Raw genomic sequence first — 22,167 nt, 5'->3', positions numbered from 1 at the left:
ATCAGCAGGCTAGATTCCGCACAGAACGCTCAATCTGACCTAAAGCGATAACCAGTGTACCATGACACAGAACGACATCGATAATGACCGGCTAATCAGCGAGATCGGGGTTTCCCCGGCAAAGCCGGCCGAATTCGTCGTCTTCCGTATCTCACAGACGATGGTTGAGGGAGAGCCTGAAGTCAGTGGATTCACGGATGCCAGACAGACATGGACCGTCCCGCGACATTTGATTCCTGCTCGAAATCAGCGGTATCCCCGTCGCCGGCTTCAGCATATGCAAGCTTGGCGCAAGTACACATCGAACAGGCCACGTCTAAGTGGCGAAGATGGTGATGAGTGACAGGATTGACGGCGCGATAGGGAACCCTTTTGCCCAGGCTGGCGTCATTTCGCTACGTTGAGCAAGAGCGGATCTCGAACTGTTCAGCGACACCCCGTATCCATGTCGTGGTTAACAATTCGCTCGCACATCAGTAACATCATCCTGAGCAAGTTCCCGTCTCACTTGATTAACCATCAGGCAGATAGCGCCGACGAAATCTCTGGCGGACACTACGGGCAAAACGATGGGTCTAGTTTAATACTATCAGCACTATTACCCCCTCAGTAATGGAGTCTGATCTAAATCCACCGGTGACATCAACCACTGTCCCCGATATCGATGACGCCCGGATCAAGGGGAGTGATGAGCGCTCGGAAACAGTGTTCCCTCAATCCGTAGCGAGTGGCGACCCGTCTCCGGAAGGCGCGATTCTGTGGACGCGGGTCGCTCCCGAGGCCTATAACGAGAGGACATCACTTTTTGTAGAGATAGCTGAAGATGAGGCCTTCACTGATACGTCGGGACTTACATCCGTCGAAACTGGAGAGATAACCCCTGCACACGATCACACCATCAAAGTAGATCTTGACGCCTCAGTGGTAGAACTCGAAGCGGACCACCAGTACTGCTATCGATTTCACTACGACGGCGTCACGAGTCCGTCTGGCCGTTTCCGGACGCTGCCCGAGCGAGATTCGACACCGGAACATCTTCGATTTGCCGTTGTCACCTGCCAAGACTATTTGTATGGAAACTTCGGTGCCTATCACCATATCGCCGCTGAGGACATCGACTTTATCCTCGATCTCGGAGATTTCATCTATGAATACGAAGAACGGCGAGCAGGGAGTAAGGAGTATCCGCACCGCACGCTGGACCTCCCCAGCGGGTATGAACGCGCTTCTAGCCTTGAGGATTACCGATACCTCTACCGAACGTATCATTCGGATCGGTTCCTGCAGCGGGCGCTCGAAAACCATACACGAATTTTCACCTGGGATGACCACGAGTTCGTCAACGACATCTACTGGGATGCAACAGGCACCCCGAGAGCGCCGGACCATCCCCTCAATGACGATCCCGAACAGATGCATCGTCTCGTCAAAGGAGCGCTCAAAGCGTGGTGGGAGTACACACCGACTCGCGCCACGTTCGACCCAACTGCCGACCGCCTCAACAAAATGCTTGAGATCTATCGCACCTTCCAGTTCGGAGACCTGCTCACATTGGTTGTGACGGATGAACGCCTTTTCAAAACCAAGCCGGGGCCGAACTGTGCGGAAACTCGTTTTCCCGAGCGGTTGACGAATCTCTTTCCCGACTGGATACCGTTCTGTTATGTCAATAAAGATCCTGCTGATACGATGCTCGGTGAATCCCAGCGCGAGTGGTTCCTCAATCAAGTGACAGAATCCGAGACGATATGGACTGCGTGGGCGAACGAAGTCCTAACGCTTCCGGCCCGTGTCGGTGTCGGTCCCTTCTCCTTTGATCCAAGTGATCAAGCCTGGGACGGCTATGAAAGCGAACGGGAAGAGATCATGTACCGCATCAAGTACGGGGGCGTAGAGAACTTCATCACACTGACCGGCGATATGCACACCTATCTCGCTGGATATCAACGGCTCAATTACCCATCTCCGATGCAAAACTGGATCACGAAAGCCGATCCTCAGACAGAACAGAGCCGACGAGTCGGGGTCGAACTCATGACGCCCGCGATGACGAGCATCAATATCGCTGAGAAATTCCGTGAGGAGTTCACGAAACGGATTCCTCAAGCGTATAGAGATCGATTTCCGACTCTGAGTGAGCAACTGAGTGATCACGTCGGCCGTGGAATCGAGGGGCTGTTTTCGGCGGCTGTCCAGCGGTTCATGCCTCATATCAAGGCATTCAACAGTCACAGCTGGGGCTATTCGATCGTCGACGTGACGCGAAAAGACTGTATTCACCGTGCATACAGCGTCGACAAGACAGTGAATACACCGGACGCAGAAAAGCACCTCATCAACGCACTGCGGATACCCACGGGACGCATTGAAATCGAACAGTTGTCCGACTCTCCCCGGCATAGCAAGGAGTGAGAAGTCCCTGAATGAGCTCTCCACTGGGCCAACTCTCACTTCTTTCAAAGGAGGTTCGGGCAGTCTGGTTGAGCTATCAGTCTCCGACGTTAGTTCATACACTCCCCCTCTCAGACGCACTTCCTGATCGTGAACCGGACGCCAACGGCGCGACAGTGGCGAGTGGTTCTACGTCGATACCAATAGATCAGATCACACATCGGTTTGAATCGCTTGAGCAAACTCGTAACGCCCTCCAGCGAACCGAAGAGGTACTTCGAGCGGCAGATGACCGGCGCTCTGTATTTCTGACGATATACGTCGAGATGACGAAAGCCGTGATTCAGGAGATCGAGACGGAGGCGTTTCACGATCCAGCGTGGGCACGGAAGTATCTCATCGAGTTCGCGAACTGGTACCGGGAGGCACTACTGAATTTCGAACAAGGAAATATGCAGGATATCCCGCAGCCGTGGCAACTGGCGTTTTCGGCATCTATGAGCGGTCACACGCTGGTCATTCAGGACCTCCTCCTTGGTGTCAATGCGCATATCAACTACGATCTGGCGTACACCCTCACTGAAATCGATATCGACCCAAACCGATCGAAGAAACTCCGAGACCACAATCAAATTAACCGGATACTGGCTTCGCTTATTGATACAGCTCAGTCCATTATCTCTGAGCGCTATTCGACGGCTGGACTCGCCGAGGTAGATGTCTCCCTGGGGCGCTTCGATGAATGGTTCACGTTGTTCAGTCTCACCGAAACCCGCGATCTCGCGTGGAAGAATGCCAAATCGTTGACGGACTCTCAATGGGGGTTGCATCGCCGATATACAGAGTGGAAGATCAGCACTTTTGCGACGGGAGCAGCGTATTTCGTGTTAGCGCCGAGTGCTGATCGATCGACACTGTGGCATCTTCGTAATGTTGAGGGAACTGCACCGGTAGTTGATCAACTCTCGACGGAATTCAGACAACGGAGCGGAGATGTAGAAGTCCTCACAAGGAGGCGGTAGGACGAATCCAATGTTTGAACGAGGATATCGGCGTTCACTGAGACGAGGACGGATTCATCGCACGAGCAGAAGTTGAGACCGCAATCGAATCAGAGGTTGAGGATCCCACGCAGCAAGATATGCCCATGGAACCAACTCCCGCGGACGAACACCCTGACCTCGAAAACGACAGAATCGAGTAGGGGGCACGGAAGCGGCGGGGGCCGCGAGCGGAGAGGGAAAGCACTGAATAGATCACCGACCACTCCCTGTCAGCAGCCACTAGGGTCTAGCGCAACTTATTGATATTCAGGAATCGGTCGATCCAGTCGGCAGCGAAGCTGAGACGGTGTGTCAGCGTGAGGAACGTCTCCTCGACGAGAGCGCGGAAGTCGTCCGCGCTCTCGGTCGAAATCGGCGAGATCGCTCGTTTGAGGTTGTTCCAGACGGGTTCGATCGGTTGAAGATGCGGCGATGCGACAGGGAGGAAAATCAGCGTGATCCCGAGTTCCTCCGCTCGCGTGCGCGTGAACTGAGAGACGTGCGAGGAGAAGTTGTCCAAGACGAGCAGAATCCGGCCGGTCGGATTCTACTCACGGATCGCTTCGAACACTTCCACGATCCGCTCTTTGTGGAGGCTCTCGACTGATCTGAGCACGCTCGTGCCGTTGATTGCGTAGAATCCCACGGTTGTCGTCTTCACTCGCGGCATGTGTTTCACGATGCGTGGCGTACCGAATCCCCAGAGCCGATGCCGATTCTCTGTCGGCATCGGCCACGACGCCTCGAAAGAACCTAAGAACCGTCTCTCCGGGATCAACGGCCTCCTCGTCGGACTCCTCGCCGAACGCCTTGGTGAGGCGTTCGGCGAGAATCTCTTCGGCGTTCTCCGGTCGAGACGGTGTTTCTGGCCGTGGAATCGCGTACGACATCCCGTACACTGTCCGGCACATCCGCCCAACGTGACCAGAGTGGTAGCTGACACCGAACTCGTCTTCGATCAACCGTGTGATTTCACTAGTTGTCCACGGTTGGCCTTCTTCGAGGAGTCGTTGGAGGTCGCGTGACTGTTGATGTGAGAGCTTCGGGGGCCTGCCGCCCCCGAAGCGCGGAACCAGCCCACGAGGACCGTCTTCATTCCAGCGTTCAAGCCACTGGCTGCCGATGCTCTGACTCGCGCCGACTCTGCAAGCGGCCTCTTCGATAGTATCACCAGCATAGAGGTTGCTCACGATGCAGAGGCGGCGGACGATTTTTCGGTCGTCCGCCTTCTTGATCGCATCTCTCAACGCTTCATCAGTAAGGTGTCGCTCGACAACAGCTCGTCGTGTTCTCATACATCTTTCTACGCGCCCGAGCATCGAGAACTTTCGCTAGGCCCTAGGTCCCGCGGCGGCGTTCCTCCACCGTCTCACCGAAAAACACGAGGTCTCAGATACCGAGTTTCTCACCGACGCAGGTGGGTATCTCACGGCATTGGCTCGTCTCGACCTCCGCGGTGAACTCAACTACAGCGAACGGAATCTCATCGAGAAGTGGTTCCAAACCGTGACGATGCGGATCGACCGCTTTCACTCGTTCTGGCGAGGGAGTCCAGCCAGCGCACGGCGCTGGCTGCGACGGTTCAGACACCACTATAACTACGATCGACCGAATCAAGCGCTCGATGGACGAACGCCAGCTGAAGAGGTTCTCAACTAGACAGCGCCGCGTTCTATCTTGTGTTCGCGTACTTACTGTTTTCGATCTGGCGGTTGGTCGATTTACTTGTTCAGCTGGACCTGGCCGACGAGTACAAGCGAGAGCCGTTGATGACCGCGAACAACGTGCTGACGCTGGCGAAACGGCGAACTGGTGTTGGCTAACCCTCATCTCCGTGTTCGCACTCGGCGGTCTGTGAGTGGTAGGGCTGTCACGTCCATGATTTCGTACTCTCTCAAAAGAAGGTCTGTTCAGTAATTTCTCGAAACCATCGATTTATTGCTTGAATCAACCCGATTCCTTCCACAATCCTCGCATTAGTTCGGCTCTATGTGCTAACATTCTCATCTCCAAAGGGGGCTTTCGATATAGCAACATACAGTGTATTTTTGCGAATTCGGTCGCTGTATGGCGATTTCCCACTTCTACCGACTACGTCCGCTTAACCGGATAGAACGACGTGGCCTCTGGAAATAAAAATAGCAAAAGTACTAGAACCAGCGGTTTCGATCCCACATCTCCATTAGAGACCGTCAACTCTTACGAACGGTTTTCTGGGTTAGATCAGGCTGAACACCTTCTCTGATATAGCTACATCTCGATCATGACGACTCTTATCACATCACTACACTCTGTTATTAGAAATGTGGTTGATAGTGAGATGGGTGAGTAACTAATACTAAATCTTTCTTCAGGCACTATTTCACATGATCACCTTTTCTGGGTCAGTAATACCCATGAACGCACTATTAGATTGAGACTGTACTGAGTGGAATTTTCAAAACACAATTCCAACTGACTGAATAATACCCTTCGAAATAATAAATCCAACTCAAAATATAGAATTTAAATCAGGGTCGGTATAATAGTAGCTCAGATTTTATTCCTTTAGTGATCTATTCTAACGATTTATAACAAAATGCCCAAATACGGATTGGTCGATTCCGTTCAACTGTCGGTAGCCTCGGAGTCAAGGAACCAAGGGCGACGATCTTCGTTCCTATAGATGCTCATGGGAACGAACGCCGGCCGAGGAGGTACTCAACTAGCCAGTACCTGCACTCCGAAACAGCCGAAAACTGGATTCGATCGCTGACCGCTTTCGGTAGCAGTGTTCGACCTGTATTGGCGTGTGACCTGGGCGATCACACGCCGCATACCCTCAAACCACTTCACCGTGCTTGCCGCGATCGCCGTTCTGATACGAAACTGAAACCGCAAGCGGTTTTCGGCGCAAACTTCCCGGATAGAGGTCTGATTGACGCTGGGGAGGATAACGACGGACCAGATGTCGCCAGGATCGAGAGGCGAGCCATCGATCCCTGGCAGGGGAACTTCCCGATCGCATCCGCCGCTACACCTTTGACGGCCCACGAAAGGAACCCGTCTGGTTGGGGTATCTATAACACATTCACTCAACCAGACATCTTCTCCAATCAGACCGACGCTTTAGCTCCGCCTCTCAACTCGATCGGGGACTACCGACTTTGCCATTGAGCGGATCATTGCCGCCAGTTGTTGAACCTTACTAGGAAGCGTTGAGGCCTCTGGATCGGTGGGTGAGTCAAGGCTTCACTCGATAGGACCGATTAGGATGTATCCTCGTCGTAGGAGTGTTTTTTAAATAGGAACTTCATGTCCCCCTCAAGTTTCAATTCGTCATCCTGGTTGGTCACAGTCGTCTCGATCACAACGAGTCCAGCATCCTCGCGGCTTTCGAGGTCACGCTTCTCCGTCACTTCGAAAATACAACTAATCGTCTCACCTATTCCCAAAGCATTGGGGAGGGTCCATGTAGTTCATCCCGAGGAAGGCCACGACCGTTCGCTCGACGATCCCCGTCCGCTGGAACAGTCCAGTGGAGAGGATGAACGTCATCGGTCCCTGAGCGATCCGCGCGCCGAACGGCCCATCCTCCGAATACTCCTTGTTGGTGTGGAGCTCGGTCCAGTCGCCGGTGAACATCGAGTGCATCGCGAAATCGGTCTCCGTCACCGTGCGCCCGGCGCTCTCGAAGGTCTGGCCCTCGTTGAGGTCCTCGAAGTAGTGCGGCTCGTAGCTGTAGGGCATACTGCCTCATCGATGGTCCAATACAAGAAACCCTCGTGTTCGTCGGCTCGCCGCGAACGACGGCGGTTCGAAACGGTGGCAGCTCGAACCGATGCCGGTGCCGCTGATGGTGCTGGCGAGGCTGGCGGGACGCGTCAGCGGTGATCGAACACGCGTTTGACCTTCCCGACCTCGGTGCGCTCGATCTCGCCGGGCTCGACCACCCTGATCTCGTCGGGCGAGACGTCCAGCTCCTGCCCGAGCCGGCCTTCGATCTCGTCCTGGAGGTCGTCCGCGCTCGCGTCGGCCTCGGCGTGGCGCTCGGCAGTCACGTCCATCGTATCGAGCGAGTCCTCCCGCCGGAGGTCGAGCCGGTAGTGCGGTGCGATGCCGTCGATGTCGAGCATGACCGCCTCGATCTGGCTGGCGTAGACGTTGACACCCCGGACGATCAGGAGGTCGTCCGTGCGTCCCGTGATGTTCCCCATCCGGACTGCGGTCCGCCCACACTCGCATTCGTCCTCGTAGAGCGTGGTGATGTCGCCGGTCCGGTACCGGAAGACGGGCAGGGCCTCCTTGGTGAGCGAGGTCAGGACGAGTTCACCTTCCTCGCCCGGCGGAAGGGGTTCGCCGGTCGCCGGGTCGACGATCTCGGGGTAGAAGTGATCCTCCCAGACGTGGAGGCCCTCCTGGACTTCGGCACACTCGACCGCCACGCCGGGGCCGATGATCTCCGAGAGCCCATAAATATCGATCGCGGTGACGTCCAGAGCGGCTTCGATCTCCTCGCGCATCGGGTCGGTGAACGGCTCCGCGCCGATGACGACTGTGGAAACGGGGAGATCGTGGGGATCGACGCCGCGATCGGCAGCGAAGTCCGCGAGATAGAGACAGTACGAGGGTGTGCAGGCGAGCGCGTCACTCCCCAAATCTTCGAGCATCGAGAGCTGGCGGGCGGTGTTCCCCCCGCCCGTGGGAATCACGGTCGCGCCCAGCGCTTCGATCCCATCGTGGAAGCCGAGGCCCCCGGTGAACAGGCCGTAGCCGTAGGCGTTCTGGACCGTGTCACCGGGCTCGACGCCGGCGGCCGCGAGCGAGCGCGCCATCACCGTCGCCCACCGATCGAGGTCGCCCTCGGTGTACGCCACGATCTTCGGTTTGCCGGTCGTGCCCGAGGAGGCGTGGATCCGGCGCACGTCACTGCTGTCGACCGCGAACAGCCCGTCGGGGTACTCCGCGCGGAAGTCCTCCTTCGTGGTCATCGGGAGTTCCTCGATGTCCGCGACTCCCTCGATCTCGTCGGGTGCGACGCCCGCATCGTCCATCGCCTCCCGGTAGAACGGGACGTTCTCGTAGGCGTGACGGACGGTGTCGACGAGTCGCTCGTCCTGACGGGCGGTGAGTTCCTCGCGCGAGGCCGCGCCCGTGGTTGCTTCGACCATGACGTGAAAGCGTTGCTTCGATGGTTATAAAATCGTTCGGACGAGTCGCTCCCGACCGCTCACGATCCGAGCGCCCCGCCGACTCACTCGACGGGGCGAACTTCGCACCGTACTCGGCATCCCGTAGAGCCCGACGTGTTCGGTCACGACCGGCGCGCTGAGTCCGATCTGACGGCCGCCGACGCCGAGAGTACCCAGAAACGCCTCGTCGATCCGGGCCGGGTCGAACTCGCCGTCGACGCTTCCGAGCGTGCGGTCGTAGGCGGTATCGAACAGCGAGCGATAGGTTTCGTCGGGAAAGGAGCCGAACGGCGACTGGCCCGCGCCGACGAGATAGGCCTCGCGCATATCCCGACCACGACGCCGTGGCTCCCAAACGATGCGACCGCCGATCGACGTCACCGTGTCGCACCAGTGCGCCGCCGCGCCGCCGACGCGACGCCTGCGATCGACTTCCGTCCCATACGGGATCGAATCGCCTTTATCCGGTGCGCGACCCCCCTCTCACATGCAGGAGTCGGTCGTTCTGGCGGTCGTCATCGGTATCCTCCAGGGGATCTTCGAATGGCTCCCCATCTCCAGCGAGGGGAACATCACGCTCTTTTTGAATCTCGTGGCGAACATCGAGCCGGCCGTTGCGATCCAGCTCTCGCTGTTCCTTCATGCGGGGACCGCGCTTTCGGCGCTCGCGTACTACCGCGAGGAGGTCGCCGCGCTCGTCCGCACCCTGCCATCGTGGCGACCCGAACGCGCGTTCGACCGCGAGCGTTCGGAGCTCACCTTTCTGGTGGTCGCCACGTTCATGACCGGGATCGTCGGTATCCCGTCGTTGGTGCTGCTGGAGCAGTTCGTGAGCGAACTCGCCGGCGGTGTGTTCGTCGCGCTGATCGGCGGGCTGTTGATCGTGACAGGGATAATCCAGCGCGGCGTCGAAGAGCGGGGTGGTCGGCGGGACACTCCCGATCTCGTGGACGCGGTGCTGGTCGGAGGACTCCAGGGACTCGCGGTTCTCCCTGGTATCTCGCGATCGGGGACGACCGCGAGCGCACTGCTCCTCCGGGGCCACGACGGCCCGTCGTCGTTCCAGCTCTCCTTTCTGCTCTCGATCCCGGCGGCGATCGGCGGGGGGTTGCTCCCGTTGCTCGACGGTGGAATCCCGGCGATTTCGCCGTCGATGGCGGCGATCGCACTCGCGACGAGTGCGGTCGTGGGCTATCTGACGATCGACGCGCTGATGCGGGTCGTCGAGCGGGTCGCGTTCTGGGGCGTCTGTGTCGGGCTCGGAAGCCTCGCAGTGCTCGGTGGCGTCCTCGTGTACGTCGCTTTCTGAGCGAGTGCGCTCGGTCGGTTCGTTCTGTCGAACGAGCACGATACATCCCCTAACCGCCTGACGCGGATGGGTTTATGTGGGGTGAGACGGTAGCCCGCGGTATGGAACGGCTCGATTCCCGCATCCGGGTCGTCTGGCTCGGCTCCGCGCTCGTCACGGCGCTCGTCGTCGGTGCGGTGGTCACCGTCGCCGATCGGCGACTGTTCGAGATCGGCATCTGGGTCGGTCCGGCCGTCTTCGGCGTCCTCGCCGTGCTCGGGGTGGTCTACACGCTGAAGCGATACCGGATCTGGGGGTTCGACATCGAGGCGGACGCGGTCACGCTCGAACGCGGTGTCGTGATCCGCGTGAACTCGGTCGTCCCGTTCGTTCGCGTCCAGCACGTCGACTCCCAACGCGGGCCGATCGAGCGACTCGCCGGCCTGTCGAGCGTCGTGGTCTACACCGCGGGCTCGCGGGGGGCCGACGTCACGATTCCCGGCCTCCGCCCCGAGCGCGCCGAGGCGATCCAGGCCGAGCTCCGCCGGCTCGCCACCGAGAGCGAGCCCGGCGACCCGGAGGACGCGGTGTGAGGCTCCACCCGCTCTCGCTCCCGTTCCGAGCGCTCTCGCGTGCCGTCCAGGCCGGCTCGGTGTTGTTCGGTGTGAGCCTCGCAGTCGGATCGTTCACGCCGCTCACGGGTCCGGTCCTCGTCTTCGGATCGTTTCTCGTCGGCGCGATCGTCGGCGCGGCGTACGAGGTCGCCTACTACCGGCGGTTCGAGTACGCCCTCACCGCCGACACGTTCGACATCGGCTCGGGGGTGCTCTCGCGGCGCGAGCGCGAGATCCCCCTTCGGAGGATCCAGAACGTCGATATTTCGCGCGGCGCCGTCCAGCGTCTCCTCTCGATCGCGGTCGTCGACGTCGAGACCGGCGGCGGCGGCGAGACCGAGGCGAGTCTTCGGTACGTGGGCTACGGCGAGGCGAAACGCCTCCAGCGCGACCTGCGGCGCGGCGCGCGCGAGGACAGCGATGGGGGCGAAGGACGGGCAGGCACTGAGGACGCAACCGATGCGGACACGGCTACCGAGGACGCGGCCGAACCCCGACGCCGTGACGAGCCGGAGGAGTTGCTGTTCGCGCTCTCGCCACGGAACCTCGTACTGTTGGGCCTGGTCGCACCCGACCTCCGGGCGCTCCTGCCCGTGCTCTTCTTCGCCGTTCCCACGGTCGGGATCTCGATTCCGGATCTCCTCGCCGAGACCGGCGCGTTCACCGTCGGGCCACGCGGGGCGGCGCTCGCGATCGTCTCGTGGATCGGCACCGCCGCGGTGACCGCCGCGCGCTACTACGACTTCCGGCTCTCCCGGGTCGGCGACGAACTCCGGTACGAGCGCGGGCTGCTCGGGCGATACGACGGCTCGATCCCGATCGCAAAGATCCAGCAGATCGACGTGCGCGAGAACGTCCTGATGCGCCGGGTCGGCTACGCGTCGCTCGCGATCGAGACCGCAGGCTACACGCCGGGCGAGGGGCCATCCGGCGGCTCGGAGGCGGCGATCCCGCTCGCGGGTCGCGCTCGCGTGCTCGAACTCGCCCGCTCGATCGAGGGGTTCGAGTTCGACGAGCCCGAGTTCGCTCGCCCGCCCCGCCGGGCACGGCGGCGGTACGCGGTCCGGTACGCGCTCGCGCTCGGCCTGATCGCGGGCGGGCTCTGGATCGCAAACGCCCTCCTCGACGTCGCTCTTCTCCGATACTGGTACGCCCCGCTCGCAGCGATCGCGCTCGCGCCGGTCGCCGGCCACTACAAGTGGCTCCACCGTGGCTACGACGTGGGCGGCGAGCACGTCCTGACGCGCAACGGGTTCTGGCGGCGCTCGATCGCAGTCGTGCCCGCCTATCGCGTGCAGACTGTCATCCAGACCGCGACGCCGTTCCAGCGGTGGCGGTCGCTCGCGACGGTCGCGATCGACACCGCCGGGTCGCTCTCGGTCACCGACCGGGGCGCACGCGCGGTGGACTTCGATGCGAGCGAGGCGACGACCCTCCGCGAGACGGTCCGGCGCGGGCTTCGGAGAAGCCTCGTCGCGCGACGGAACCCGCTGACTGCGGCCGAACCATCCGGCGACGCATCGCTCGAAGAGGCGAGCACGAGCGAGGATCAACGTCACACTGGGTAGCCGGCCATCGAATCGGGGTTTCGGCGACCCCCCGGCGTCGTTCGAGCGTCGCCGATCGCGAGCGGACGCCGACGACCGAACGGATTTTTGTCGCTCCGCACCGCAGGTCGCCCCAATGAGTGCGGAGTCAGATCACGATTCCGGCCACGATGCCGACCACGAGCACGACTACGAGGAGCTGGGCCTCGTCGCGGGTCTCGAGATCCACCAGCAGCTAGACACCGACACCAAGCTGTTCTGTGGCTGTCCCACCGACCGACGCGAGCCCGAGAACTCGACCCACCGCTTCCGGCGCTACCTCCATCCCACGCGGAGCGAACTCGGCGAGAGCGACGACGCCGCCCTCGAAGAGGCGAGCGTCGAGCGCGAGTTCGAGTATCTCGCGTTCGACTCCACCTGTCTCGTCGAGGCCGACGACGAACCGCCCCACCGGATCGACCGCGAGGCGATCGACGTCGTGCTCGAGATCGCCGCGCTGCTCGACATGACGCCCGTGGACCGGGCCCACGTGATGCGCAAGATCGTGGTCGACGGCTCGAACACCTCGGGGTTCCAGCGCTCGGCGCTCGTCGCCGGCGACGGCGAGATCACGACCTCCGAGGGCGCGGTCGGCATCGAGGACCTCATGCTCGAAGAGGAGAGCGCCGGCCGAGTCGAAGAAACCGGATCGGGAGTGCGGTACGCGCTCGACAGACTCGGAATCCCGCTCGTGGAGATCGGCACCCGACCCGACATCACCTCGCCCGCACAGGCGAAGGAGGCCGCAGAACGCATCGGGATGCTGTTGCGCTCTACCGGTACCGTAAAGCGCGGGCTCGGCACCATCCGCCAGGACGTGAACGTCTCGATCGAGGAGGGCGCGCGCGTCGAACTCAAGGGCGTCCAGAGCCTCGACGACATCGACGACATCGTGGAGAACGAGGTCCACCGCCAGGCCGAGCTCCTCGCGATCCGCGACGCGCTCGCCGAGCGCGGGGCGAGCGTCGGCGACCCCGTGGACGTGACCGAGGTCTTCGCCGATAGTGCGGAGCGAAGCTCCGCAGACCATACGAGCGGGCGAAGCCCGCGAGTAGACACCGACAGCGGCGTGATCGAGGACGCGCTCGCGGGCGGCGGGCGCGCGATGGCCGTTCGATTGGAGGGGTTCGCGGGGCTCGTGGGCCGCGAGATCCAGCCCGACCGCCGGCTCGGCACCGAGTTCGCCGACCACGCGAAGCGCCACGGCGTCGGCGGGATCTTCCACACCGACGAGCTTCCGGCGTACGGCGTGACCGAAGCCGAGGTCGACGCGCTCCGGGAGGCGGTCGGGGCCGACAGCGAGGCGCTTCGCGCCTCGGACAGTTCGAGCGGGCAAAGCCCGCGAGAAGAGGACGACGCAGTGGCGATGGTCGCCGCCGATCCCGAGTCCGCCGCGGCGGCGATCGAGGCGGTCGTGGAGCGCGCCCGCGCGGCGATCGCGGGCGTACCGGAGGAGACCCGCGGGGTCCAGGAGACCACCTCGGAGTACCTCCGGCCGCTCCCCGGCGCGGCGCGGATGTACCCCGAAACCGACGTGCCACCCGTCGACCTCGATATCGAGGAGGTCGAAACGCCCGAGCTTCTGACCGAGAAAGTCGATCGGTACGAGGCCGAACACGATCTCGATCCGGGCCTCGCCGAGCAGGTCGCGTACGGCCGCCGGATGAGTCTGTTCGAGGCGGCGGTCGAGCAGGGCGTCGATCCCACGCTCGCGGCTCAAACGGTCGAGAGCACCGTCACCGAACTCCGGCGCGACGGCGTACCGGTCGAGGAGTTGGATGACGAACGCTTCCTCGACGCCTTCGCGCTGCTCACCGCCGGCGAAGTCACGACGGAGGGGCTCCCCGACCTCCTCGCGGCGCTCGCCGAGAACCCCGACCTTTCGCCGGCAGAGGCGGCAGAACGCGAGGGGCTCGGGAGCGCGGGCAACGAGGAGGTCCGTGAGGTCGTCGTCGAGGTGGTCGAGCGCAACGCGGATCAGGTCGAGACGGAGGGAATGGGCGCGTTCTCCGGGCTGATGGGCGAGTGCATGGGCGCGCTCGGCGGCCGTGCGGAGGGCGACACCGTGAGCGAACTCCTCCGCGAGGAGATTCAAAAGCGGACCTGAGTCACCACGTTGTCGGCGTGTGACGTTCCGCCTGATTGGTGCGTTTCGTAGCGTCCTGCTTGTTCCAACCACCGTCCGTTTGGGGCGGTTGAACACGCTCTTCGTCTCAGTTATCCGCTCTCCCTGTAACCAACGTGGTACGCGTCGAACGACGTCCGGAGGATTCTGAAGATACCGACGAGCAGCCTGACGATGAGGATAACGGCCCCGAACGCGATGATGATCGCTGCCAACTCCTGATCGCCGACACGAACGCTTTCCGGAATGACTCCGCCGCCGAACAGGCAGACCACGCCGATCCAGAAGGCTGCCTTGCGCTGTGAGAGCGCGGTGGGAGTCGATTCGTCCATGTCTCGGCGTTAGTTATCGCTTTCCAAATAACTTCCGGGCAGCCCCGGTCGTCAGCGGCCCTCGAACTCGGGATCGCGGTCCTCGCGGAACGCGGCGGTGCCCTCGGCCACGTCGTCGGTCCCCATCAGGATCGAGAAGCCCTGACGTTCGAGCGTGAGGGCGGCGTCGAGGTCGGCGTCCCTCCCCTCGTTCATCACCTTCTTCGCGACTTCGAGGCCCACGGGCGGGCCGTTCACGATGTCCGAGACGACGTCCTCCACGGCGTCGTCGAGCTCGTCGCCTGGCACCGCACGATTGATCATCCCCCAGTCGGCCGCGGTCGCGGCGTCGATCTGGTGGCCCCGGAAGACGAGCTCTTTCGCGCGCGCGGCACCCACGAGGCGGGTGAGTCGCTGGGTCGCGCCGCCGCCGGGGATCAGGCCGAGGCCGATCTCGGGCTGGCCGAACGTCGAGCCCTCGGTCGCGATCCGCATGTCACACGCCAAGGCGAGTTCGTGACCGCCGCCGAGGCAGTACCCCTCGATCTTGGCGACGACTGGACGAGGAAACTCCGCGACGGTCTCGTAGGTCGGGGTCGCGCGGAGCACGTCGGCGGGCTCGGTGTCGGCGAACCCAGTGACGTCCGCGCCCGCCGAGAACGCCCGCTCGCCGGTTCCCTCGATGGTGACGCAGCGAAGCTCGTCGGGGTCAACGGTTTTGAGCAGGTGGTCGATCTCGTCGAGGAGGTCACGCGAGAGCGCGTTCAGGCGTTCGGGCCTGTCGAGTTCGATCGCGAGCACGCCCCGGTCGTCGATCTCGTAGTTCAGGTCGTGGTAGGTGCGATCGTCGCCGTCGCTGTGGGAGTAAAAGCCCTGCCCGGCGTCCGCGCCGATTTGCCCGTTCTCGACGAGTTCGACGAGGTGATCGGCGGGTTCGAACCGCTCCTCGCCGGTCTCGTCGTGGAGCGCTTCGAGCTTGTCGAGAATCGTGTCGAGTCCGATGTCGTCGGCGCGCCGGCACGGGCCTTCGGGGAACCCGGCTCCGAGGCGCATTCCGGTATCGATCGCCTCCGCGGTCGCGACGTCGTTGCCGATGAGCTTCGCGGCCTCGTTCACCATCCGTGCTTCGACGCGGAGCGTGTCGAACCCCTCGCCGTCGCCCGGTTCGTAGTCGGGGCCGTCGCCCTCCTCGTAGTCGTAGTACCCCTTCCCGGTCTTCCGGCCCAGCTCCTCGGCCTCGACCTTCTCCTCGATCAGCGGCGGATTGGTGATTCCGGCCTCCTCCCGAACGGAGTAGCCGATGTCGATCCCGGTCAGGTCGCCGAGCTCGAACGGTCCCATCGGGTAGCTTCGCTGGTGGACCATCGCGGCGTCGGCTTCCTGGATGGTGGCCTCGCCGTTCGAAACCATCCACGCCGGCTCGACCATGAACGGCCCCAGAACGCTGTTGACCACGAACCCCTGGACGTCCTTCCGGACGTAGATCGGGGTCTTGTCGAGCGATTCGACGAAGTCGTGGGCGGCTTCGGCGGTCTCGTCGGACGTCCGCTCGCCGTAGATGACCTCGACGAGATCCATTTTGACAGGTGGATTGAAGAAGTGGGTGCCGACGACTCGTTCGGGATCGTCGACCGCGGTGGCGATCTCGGTGATCGAGAGCGACGAGGTGTTGGAGGCGAGGATCGCCCCGTCGGGCGTGAGCTCGTCGAGCTCGCCGTAGATCTCCTGTTTGAGCGCCATCCGCTCGGGTGCGGCCTCGATCACGAGATCGACATCCGCAACAGCGGTCTCCAGATCGGTCGTGATGTCGATCCGGCCGAGCACGTCGGCGGCGGACTCGTCGATCCGCCCCTTCTCGTCGAGCTTGTCGAGGCTCCACTCGATGTCCTCGTAGCCCGAATCGACGAACTCCTGCTCGACGTCGCGCATCGTCACGTCGTAGCCCGCGATCGCGACGACCTCGGCGATGCCGTGGCCCATGTTGCCCGCGCCGAGCACCGCGACACGCTCGATGTCACTGGCGTCCATGCGTACGGGGCCTCCCGGCACGGAGTTAACTCCATCGCCACTGGTCAGCGAATCCGGGGACACGTCGAATCATTGTTAAGCGACGACCGTACCCGATCCATCGGCCGCCGGTCGTCCGTCATCCACTGGTGCTCTCGAACACCATCGATTTCACGATCCGTTCGTCGAAATCGCCGCATTTCCGGCGTCCGGCGGGAGGTGACCTATCGCTTCGCCGACCGTACTATCCGGTACTTTTATGAACAATGTGCCCTAGTCACACACCAGCGATGGTTAACAATGGTAACGAGACGTCTGGAGAGGACGACGAACGCAGCAGTCGACGGACGTTCCTGAAGGCAACCGGTGGCGCAGCGGTCGGGGCGGCGGTTGCCGGCTGTCTCAGTCTCGGTGGCGGCGACGGCGGCGACTCCGGCGGTGACGGTGGGTCCGGCGACGGTGGCTCCGGTGGCAGCGAGACGGCGGGCAGTGACTCCGGCGATGGCGGTAGCGCGAACGATTCCGGTGGCGGGAGTGGTTCCGATATCACCAGCGGTGACGGCGGCTCCGGTGGAAACGGTACTGGTGATACCGACGGTGGTGGCGGGACCGACACCGAGAGCGGCAACGGGTCGAGCGGCGGTGGCGGCGGGAGCGCCGATATCGAGGGGCCGATCACGATCGGCGCGCTCGCGCCGAACCCGGAGAACAACCCCATCGGTGCCTCGATCGTCAACGGGGCGCGGCTCGCGGTCCAGGAACTCAATGCGAACGATGGGATCGGCGGTGCGGAGGTCGAGCTGGCGGTCGGGAACACCGAGGAGGACCCCTCGACCGGCCAGCAGCGCTACCGCGAGCTCGTCCTGAACGAGGAGGCCGACGTCACGACCGGGATCTTCACCAGCGAAGTCCTCCTGAACATCATCGACGACATCGCCCAGCAGGGGACGATCCACCTCACGGCGGGGGCGGCGACCGCCGAGGTTTCGCGGATGATCGCGGAGAACTACGACCAGTTCAAGTACCACTTCCGCGCCGGGCCGCTCAACGACCTCGACCTCGGGCGGAACCTCCTCGACTTCGGGGAGGCCAACTTCGAGGCGATGGGCTGGGACTCGACGTACGCGATGGTCGAGGACTACACGTGGACCGAGCCGATCTCGGAGCTGTTCGACGAGAGTCTCGGCGAAGTCGGCGTCGAGGTGGCGGGCAACCAGCGCTACGCGAGCGGGACGACGAACTTCGGCCCGCTGTTCGACGACGTCGAGAGTTCGGACGCCAGCGGCATGTTCACCGCGATGGCCCACACGGGAACCGAGGCGGTCGTCCAGTGGGCCAAACAGCAGCGTCCGTTCGGGTTCGCGGGCATCCACGTCCCGATGCAGCTCCCCTCCTACTACGAGGCGGTCAACGGGGCCTGTCTCTACGGCGTGACCCAGACCTCCGCGACGCCACAGAGCGAAGTCACCGAGAAGACCCAGCCGTTCGTGGAGGCGTACAACGAGGAGTTCGACAGCTACCCCGTCTACACCGGGTACATCGCGTACGACGCGGTCAAGCTCTACGCGGCAATGGTCGAGCAGACCGGGACGACCGACGCCGACGAGCTGGTGTCGGCGATGGAGCAGGCCTCGTTCACCGCGACGACCGGCACGCTCGAGTTCTACGGTCAGGACGAGGAACACCCACACGACCCGGTCTACGGCGAGGACGCGATCTACCCGGTCTTCCTCCAGTGGCAGGAGGGCGAGGACGGCGGTGGCGTGCAGGAGGTCGTCTGGCCCGAGCAGTACAAGACGGCCGACTACCAGCCACCCGCGTGGCTCTGATCGATGGTCGACGTCGCCAACATCGTCATCAACGGGGTGGTGATCAGCTCGCTGTACGCCCTGGTCGCGATCGGCTTCACCATGATCTTCGGCGTCGGCGGGACGATCAACCTCGCGCACGGCGCGGTCATCACGATCGGCGCGTTCGCCGCCTACTACGTCACGACCGCCGGGTTCGGGATCTGGGCGGGCGTGCTCGCGGCGATCGCCGTCCCGGCGCTGTTCAGCGTGCTCCTCTACAAGGGCTTCGCCGAACGGCGGGGCGACAACATCATCGTCGTGATGATACTCACGCTCCTGGCCTCGATCGTGGTCGAGGAGGTCATCCGGATCGTCGAAGGGAGTCAGCCCCGGGCGATCCCCACGCTCGTCGCGGGCACCACCGAGATCCTCGGCAACGGCGTCCAGAACAATCTGTTGGTGGCGGTCGTGCTCTCGTGGGTGCTCATCGCCGGGCTGTTCGCGTTCATCAACTACTCCAAAACGGGGAAGGCGATCCTCGCGACCAGCATGAGCCCGCGCGGGGCGGCGCTCGTCGGGATCGAGAGCGGCCGGATCAACCTCTACACGTGGGCGATCGCCGGCGTTCTTGCGGGGTTGGCCGGCCTCTTTCTCGGGTCGTACCAGACCGCGAACTGGGCGATGGGGCGCGAACCGCTCATCCTCTCCTTCTCGATCGTGGTGCTCGGCGGGCTGGGCTCGATCCGCGGAAGCCTGGTGGCGGCGTACGTCATCGGCTTCCTCGAAGTCATCACGACCTCCGCGATCGACCCGCGGCTCAGCGGGCTCGCCGGCCTCGTGATCCTCGTGCTCGTCCTCCTGGTGCGCCCAGAAGGCCTGTTCGGCCGGGAGCTCGCGGAGGCGTAGATGGCGGACGAGAACCTCTCCGGCGAGGCGGTCGAAGGCACGCCCGAGACGACCGACGAGCGGTCGCTGTTCGCGTCGCTCCTTTCCCCGCGCTACCTCGTCGGGCTCCTCGGCGTCGTGCTGTTCGCGGCGCTCCCGTTCCTCGGGATCTCGACGACTCAGCTCCTCGTGCTCATCGGGGCGCTCTACTTCGGGCTGTTCGCGATGAGCTGGGACACGGTGTCGGGGTACACCGGCGAGATCAGCTTCGGCCACGCGATCTTCTTCGCGGTCGGCGGGTACACCTCGGCGCTGCTCAACCTCGGCCACGGCGTTCCGCCGACGCTCTCGATTCCTGCGGGGGTCGTGCTCGCGGCGGTCGCCGGGGTGCTGATCGGCGTGCCCGCGCTCCGGCTCCGCGGGCCGTACCTCTCGCTCGTGACGCTGGTCGCACCGCTCATCCTGCTCCAGACCTTCATCGTCTACGGCGACGTCTTCGGCGGGGAGCTCGGGCTGAGTTCGCCCGCGAGCCTCGTCACCGCCGACGAGTTCGAGCTCGTGGTCGTCGCGAACTACTACATCGCGCTCGGCCTCTTTCTCGTCGTCATGCTCGGGCTCCTCTTGCTCATGCGCTCGGGACTCGGCTCGGTGTTGACCGCGATCCGGGAGGACGAGGACGCGGTCGCGGCGGCGGGGCTCGACGTGGCGAAGTTCAAGGTGTTCGCGTTCGTGCTGAGCGCGGCGGTCGGCGGGCTCGCGGGCGCGATGTTCGTCCACACCCCGGTCGGGAGCCCCCAGCCGAGCCAGCTCCTCGGCCTCATCGTGAGCATCGAGGTGCTGATCGCGGCGATCCTCGGCGGGATGGGCACGATCGTCGGCGCGGGGCTCGGGGGCGTGTTCTTCTACTTCACCAACGATCTGTTGAACCAGCAAGACGCCACCATCCCCCTCGTCGACGTCGGGGTCAACGAAGCCAGCCTGCTGCTGTTCGCGCTGCTCGCCATGGTGATCGTCTACTTCTTGCCCCAGGGCATCTTCCCGTGGGCGATCCGGACCGGCCGGCGCGGGCTGCGACGGGCTCGTGGTGGCGAAACCGTCGCCACCGACGGCGGTCGCGATGCCGACGGTGCGACCGCGACCGATGACACGACGAACCCCATCGAACAGACGGCCGAACGGTATCGACGCGCGCTCGACGCGCTGAACGATCGATTCGACGGTGGTGACGACAAGTGAGCACCGATACAAGCGCCGACACGACGAACGAACGCGCGACGAACGGAACGCAAACCGGCGAGAGCGAACCCGATGGGTCGACGACCGCCGAGCACGAGCTCCAAACGGAGACGGCGAGCGACGCCTACGGACCGGACGACGGGCTCCTCGTCCTCCAGAACGTCACGAAGCGTTTCGGGGGGCTGACCGCGGTCGACGATCTCTCCTTCGCGGTCGAGGAGGGCGAGATCCTCGGATTCATCGGCCCGAACGGCGCGGGGAAGTCGACCACGTTCAACTGCGTCACCGGGGTCTACCCGCCGACTGCCGGCACGGTTCACTACGACGGCGAGGACGTTACTGGTACTGCGGCCCACGGAATGGTCAAACGCGGTCTCGCGCGCACATTCCAGTCGTTCCGACCGCTCGAAGATCGGTCGGTGCTCGACAACGTCGCGCTCGCACTCACGCCGGACAAGCTGTTCTCGCTGTCGGGCTTTCGCGGGGGGTTGCGCGAACAGGCCCGGGCGATCTGTGAGCGGGTCGGGCTCGGCGATCGCACCGAATTATCGCCGAGCGAGCTCCCACACGCCGGGCTCCTCCGGCTCGAACTCGCTCGGGCGCTCGCGACTGACCCCGACCTCCTCCTGATCGACGAGCCGTTCGCCGGGCTCTCCGGGGGCGAGGTCGAGGACGTCTCCGGACTCCTCACCGAACTCCGCGAGGAGGGGTTGACGCTGGTGGTGGTCGATCACAACATGCGCGGGCTGCTCTCGCTGATCGACCGGGCGATCGTGATCCGGTTCGGCTCGAAGCTCGCGTCGGGCACGCCCGAGGAGATCCGGGCGAACGAGGAGGTCCAGGAGGCGTACCTCGGAGGGGGACTATGAGCACCGACACCGCCAGCGACGATACTGAGGAAGCCAGGCAAGCGGACGAAGTCGACGGTAGCGAGCAAACCGGCCGCGAACCTGGTGCCGAGACCCCGCTCGCGATCGAGGGGCTCCAAGTCTCGTACGGCAAGGTGGCTGCGCTCCGCGGGATCGACCTCCGGATCGGCAGCGGCGAGATCGTCTCGGTGATCGGTCCCAACGGCGCGGGGAAGACGACGCTCGCCGAGACCGTCTCGGGGTTTCACGCCTACGAGGGTAGCGTTCGCTACTACGACACCGAAGTGTCGACGCGCTCGACGAGCGACCTCGTGAGCGAGGGACTGATCCACTGCACCGAGGAGCGCGACCTCTTCGGCCACATGAGCGTCGCCGACAACCTCTCGCTCGGCACGTTCCGGCGCGGGGACAGCGAGGAGCGCCGGTCGTTCGTCTACGACCTCTTTCCCGTGCTCGAAGAGCGCGCCGACCAGCACGCCCGGACGATGAGCGGGGGCGAACAGCAGATGCTCGCCATCGGCCGGGCGCTGATGAGTTCACCCGACCTCCTCGTGCTCGACGAACCCACCCTCGGGCTCGCGCCCGTGGTGCTCGACGACATCAGCGAGGGTCTCGACCGCATCCAAGACGCCGGCGTCACGATCCTGCTCTGCGAGCAGAACGTGACCTTCGCGATGGACCACGCCGACCGGATCGCGCTGCTCGAAAACGGTGAGATCGTCCGCGAGGGCGCACCGGCAGAGCTCCGCGAGGACGAGTACATCCACGACGTCTACCTCGGCGGGTAGTCGGGGACCTCTCGCACCGAAACTGATTCCGAAGGACGATTACGATCGGTAACTCTCATCGGC

14 protein-coding genes and 6 pseudogenes are annotated in these 22,167 nt (G+C 63.2%); 12 read left to right on the top strand and 8 right to left on the bottom strand.

Translation table 11 applies throughout. From position 1 onward, the window contains the following. Nucleotides 1-612 precede the first annotated feature (612 nt). Both TX76_RS17155 and TX76_RS12315 read left to right on the top strand, forming a co-directional pair. The gene (locus TX76_RS17155) at nt 613-2,412 is read left to right on the top strand and encodes an alkaline phosphatase D family protein (RefSeq protein WP_079890824.1); all 1,800 of its coding nucleotides are present in this window, start codon (nt 613-615) and stop codon (nt 2,410-2,412) included. Nucleotides 2,413-2,423: 11 nt separating this feature from the next. Further along, nucleotides 2,424-3,413: a DUF5995 family protein gene (locus TX76_RS12315; RefSeq protein ID WP_154019070.1), complete on the top strand. Its 990-nt coding sequence runs from the start codon at nt 2,424-2,426 to the stop codon at nt 3,411-3,413. Between the two features lie 268 nt (nt 3,414-3,681). On the opposite strand, the pseudogene TX76_RS17150 reads toward TX76_RS12315, so the two are convergent. Continuing rightward, nucleotides 3,682-4,729 (bottom strand): annotated as a pseudogene (locus tag TX76_RS17150) (IS630 family transposase). A 49-nt stretch (nt 4,730-4,778) separates the two neighbouring features. Between TX76_RS17150 and TX76_RS12305 the strand changes: the two are divergent. Beyond that, nucleotides 4,779-5,093 (top strand): annotated as a pseudogene (locus TX76_RS12305) (IS6 family transposase); the annotation flags it as partial. Nucleotides 5,094-6,150: 1,057 nt separating this feature from the next. Here the strand turns inward: TX76_RS12305 and TX76_RS17640 are convergent. The 5 genes and pseudogenes from TX76_RS17640 to TX76_RS12290 all read right to left on the bottom strand — a co-directional run. After that, nucleotides 6,151-6,324: pseudogene (locus TX76_RS17640) on the bottom strand (ISH3 family transposase); the annotation flags it as partial. Further along, a pseudogene (locus TX76_RS18750) lies at nt 6,318-6,493 on the bottom strand (ISH3 family transposase); the annotation flags it as partial. The pseudogenes TX76_RS18750 and TX76_RS17640, both read right to left, overlap by 7 nt. Before the next feature lie 189 nt (nt 6,494-6,682). Next, a pseudogene (locus TX76_RS12300) lies at nt 6,683-7,163 on the bottom strand (MaoC/PaaZ C-terminal domain-containing protein). A gap of 134 nt (nt 7,164-7,297) precedes the next feature. Then, the gene (gene paaK, locus TX76_RS12295) at nt 7,298-8,584 is read right to left on the bottom strand and encodes a phenylacetate--CoA ligase PaaK (RefSeq protein ID WP_049902794.1); all 1,287 of its coding nucleotides are present in this window, start codon (nt 8,582-8,584) and stop codon (nt 7,298-7,300) included. 108 nt (nt 8,585-8,692) lie between these two features. Further along, nucleotides 8,693-8,932: pseudogene (locus tag TX76_RS12290) on the bottom strand (3-ketoacyl-CoA thiolase); the annotation flags it as partial. 160 nt (nt 8,933-9,092) lie between these two features. Here TX76_RS12290 and TX76_RS12285 point away from each other — a divergent pair. The 4 genes from TX76_RS12285 (at nt 9,093) to gatE (ending at nt 14,200) form a co-directional block, all read left to right on the top strand. Next, nucleotides 9,093-9,914, top strand: coding sequence for an undecaprenyl-diphosphate phosphatase (locus TX76_RS12285; protein WP_049902792.1), 822 nt, complete (start codon nt 9,093-9,095; stop codon nt 9,912-9,914). A 101-nt stretch (nt 9,915-10,015) separates the two neighbouring features. Beyond that, nucleotides 10,016-10,486 (top strand): PH domain-containing protein, encoded by a 471-nt coding sequence (locus TX76_RS12280; protein WP_049902791.1) that lies wholly within the window; start codon nt 10,016-10,018, stop codon nt 10,484-10,486. Next, entirely contained in the window at nt 10,483-12,075 is a 1,593-nt protein-coding gene (locus TX76_RS12275; RefSeq protein WP_049902790.1) for a PH domain-containing protein, read from the top strand. The genes TX76_RS12280 and TX76_RS12275 overlap by 4 nt, the downstream gene beginning before the upstream one ends. 115 nt (nt 12,076-12,190) lie before the next feature. Beyond that, nucleotides 12,191-14,200, top strand: a complete 2,010-nt coding sequence (gene gatE, locus TX76_RS12270) for a Glu-tRNA(Gln) amidotransferase subunit GatE (RefSeq protein WP_049902789.1) — start codon at nt 12,191-12,193, stop codon at nt 14,198-14,200. 110 nt (nt 14,201-14,310) lie between these two features. On the opposite strand, the gene TX76_RS12265 is transcribed toward gatE, so the two are convergent. Continuing rightward, nucleotides 14,311-14,550, bottom strand: coding sequence for a hypothetical protein (locus tag TX76_RS12265; protein WP_049902788.1), 240 nt, complete (start codon nt 14,548-14,550; stop codon nt 14,311-14,313). A 51-nt stretch (nt 14,551-14,601) separates the two neighbouring features. Continuing rightward, a complete protein-coding gene (locus tag TX76_RS12260) occupies nt 14,602-16,557 on the bottom strand; it encodes a 3-hydroxyacyl-CoA dehydrogenase/enoyl-CoA hydratase family protein (RefSeq protein WP_049902787.1) in 1,956 nt (651 codons plus the stop codon). Nucleotides 16,558-16,826: 269 nt separating this feature from the next. On the opposite strand from TX76_RS12260, the gene TX76_RS12255 reads away from it, so the two are divergent. From TX76_RS12255 to TX76_RS12235, 5 genes are read left to right on the top strand one after another with little or no spacing between them, the layout of a single operon-like run. Continuing rightward, entirely contained in the window at nt 16,827-18,365 is a 1,539-nt protein-coding gene (locus tag TX76_RS12255; RefSeq protein WP_049902786.1) for an ABC transporter substrate-binding protein, read from the top strand. A gap of 3 nt (nt 18,366-18,368) precedes the next feature. After that, nucleotides 18,369-19,232: a branched-chain amino acid ABC transporter permease gene (locus TX76_RS12250; protein ID WP_049902785.1), complete on the top strand. Its 864-nt coding sequence runs from the start codon at nt 18,369-18,371 to the stop codon at nt 19,230-19,232. Beyond that, nucleotides 19,233-20,447, top strand: a complete 1,215-nt coding sequence (locus TX76_RS12245; RefSeq protein WP_049902784.1) for a branched-chain amino acid ABC transporter permease — start codon at nt 19,233-19,235, stop codon at nt 20,445-20,447. It abuts the gene before it with no gap. Beyond that, nucleotides 20,444-21,316, top strand: a complete 873-nt coding sequence (locus TX76_RS12240) for an ABC transporter ATP-binding protein (RefSeq protein ID WP_049902783.1) — start codon at nt 20,444-20,446, stop codon at nt 21,314-21,316. The genes TX76_RS12245 and TX76_RS12240 overlap by 4 nt, the downstream gene beginning before the upstream one ends. Beyond that, nucleotides 21,313-22,104, top strand: coding sequence for an ABC transporter ATP-binding protein (locus tag TX76_RS12235; protein WP_049902782.1), 792 nt, complete (start codon nt 21,313-21,315; stop codon nt 22,102-22,104). Before TX76_RS12240 ends, TX76_RS12235 begins: the two co-directional genes overlap by 4 nt. The last annotated feature ends 63 nt before the right edge of the window (nt 22,105-22,167 follow it).

It is taken from the genome of Halococcus agarilyticus (assembly GCF_000334895.1).
GTDB classification, from domain to species: Archaea; Halobacteriota; Halobacteria; order Halobacteriales; family Halococcaceae; genus Halococcus; species Halococcus agarilyticus.
The sequence above is the reverse complement of the archived record's forward strand: the minus strand, read 5'-3'. Positions and strand labels throughout refer to the sequence as shown.

Bases quoted from the DNA above. Each gene is read 5' to 3' on its own strand.
- TX76_RS12315 (WP_154019070.1), top strand. From the start codon at position 2,424: ATGAGCTCTCCACTGGGCCAACTCTCACTTCTTTCAAAGGAGGTTCGG.
- TX76_RS17155 (WP_079890824.1), top strand. From the start codon at position 613: ATGGAGTCTGATCTAAATCCACCGGTGACATCAACCACTGTCCCCGAT.
- TX76_RS12265 (WP_049902788.1), bottom strand. From the start codon at position 14,550: ATGGACGAATCGACTCCCACCGCGCTCTCACAGCGCAAGGCAGCCTTC.
- gatE (WP_049902789.1), top strand. From the start codon at position 12,191: ATGAGTGCGGAGTCAGATCACGATTCCGGCCACGATGCCGACCACGAG.
- TX76_RS12255 (WP_049902786.1), top strand. From the start codon at position 16,827: ATGGTTAACAATGGTAACGAGACGTCTGGAGAGGACGACGAACGCAGC.
- TX76_RS12235 (WP_049902782.1), top strand. From the start codon at position 21,313: ATGAGCACCGACACCGCCAGCGACGATACTGAGGAAGCCAGGCAAGCG.
- TX76_RS12250 (WP_049902785.1), top strand. From the start codon at position 18,369: ATGGTCGACGTCGCCAACATCGTCATCAACGGGGTGGTGATCAGCTCG.
- TX76_RS12280 (WP_049902791.1), top strand. From the start codon at position 10,016: ATGGAACGGCTCGATTCCCGCATCCGGGTCGTCTGGCTCGGCTCCGCG.
- TX76_RS12260 (WP_049902787.1), bottom strand. From the start codon at position 16,557: ATGGACGCCAGTGACATCGAGCGTGTCGCGGTGCTCGGCGCGGGCAAC.
- TX76_RS12285 (WP_049902792.1), top strand. From the start codon at position 9,093: ATGCAGGAGTCGGTCGTTCTGGCGGTCGTCATCGGTATCCTCCAGGGG.
- paaK (WP_049902794.1), bottom strand. From the start codon at position 8,584: ATGGTCGAAGCAACCACGGGCGCGGCCTCGCGCGAGGAACTCACCGCC.
- TX76_RS12245 (WP_049902784.1), top strand. From the start codon at position 19,233: ATGGCGGACGAGAACCTCTCCGGCGAGGCGGTCGAAGGCACGCCCGAG.